Origin of the sequence: Enterobacter sp. KB-221C9 (assembly GCF_041320715.1) — a bacterium.
Lineage (GTDB): Bacteria > Pseudomonadota > Gammaproteobacteria > Enterobacterales > Enterobacteriaceae > Enterobacter > Enterobacter asburiae_D.
Genome location: NZ_JBGIWG010000035.1, coordinates 1 through 929, shown reverse-complemented (window position 1 = coordinate 929; position 929 = coordinate 1). Strand labels below are relative to the sequence as shown.

Genomic DNA, 929 nt, shown 5'->3' with positions numbered 1-929 from the left:
ACGCCCGCGCCAACGGTACGGCCGCCTTCACGGATTGCGAAACGCAGACCGTCGTCCATCGCGATTGGGTGGATCAGAGTCACAACCATCTTGATGTTGTCGCCTGGCATTACCATCTCTACGCCTTCTGGCAGTTCGATGGTACCGGTCACGTCAGTTGTACGGAAGTAGAACTGTGGACGGTAGCCTTTGAAGAACGGAGTATGACGGCCGCCTTCGTCTTTGGACAGAATGTACACTTCAGATTCGAACTTGGTGTGTGGCTTGATTGAGCCTGGCTTCGCCAGTACCTGACCACGTTCGATTTCTTCACGTTTGATACCACGCAGCAGAACACCAACGTTCTCACCAGCACGGCCTTCGTCCAGCAGTTTGCGGAACATTTCAACGCCAGTACAGGTAGACTTCGCAGTCTCTTTAATACCAACGATTTCAACTTCTTCGCCAACTTTGATGATACCGCGCTCTACACGACCGGTAACAACGGTACCACGACCGGAGATGGAGAATACGTCTTCGATTGGCAGCAGGAATGGCTTGTCAATCGCACGCTCTGGTTCTGGGATGTAAGAATCCAGGAAGCCAGCCAGTTCGATGATTTTCGCTTCCCACTCTGCTTCGCCTTCCAGCGCTTTCAGAGCTGAACCACGAACGATTGGAGTATCGTCGCCTGGGAAATCGTACTGAGACAGCAGTTCACGAACTTCCATCTCTACCAGTTCCAGCAGCTCTTCGTCATCAACCATGTCGCATTTGTTCAGGAACACGATGATGAAAGGAACGCCTACCTGACGACCCAGCAGGATGTGCTCACGAGTCTGAGGCATTGGGCCGTCAGTCGCAGCAACAACCAGGATCGCGCCGTCCATCTGCGCAGCACCGGTGATCATGTTTTTAACATAGTCGGCGTGGCCTGGGCAGTCTACGTG

1 protein-coding gene is annotated in these 929 nt (G+C 53.3%); it reads right to left on the bottom strand.

Annotation, left to right across the window (positions count from 1 at the left end):
• On the bottom strand, nucleotides 1-929 hold a 929-nt coding region (gene tuf / locus AB8846_RS23275; protein ID WP_370733776.1), incomplete at both ends, for an elongation factor Tu.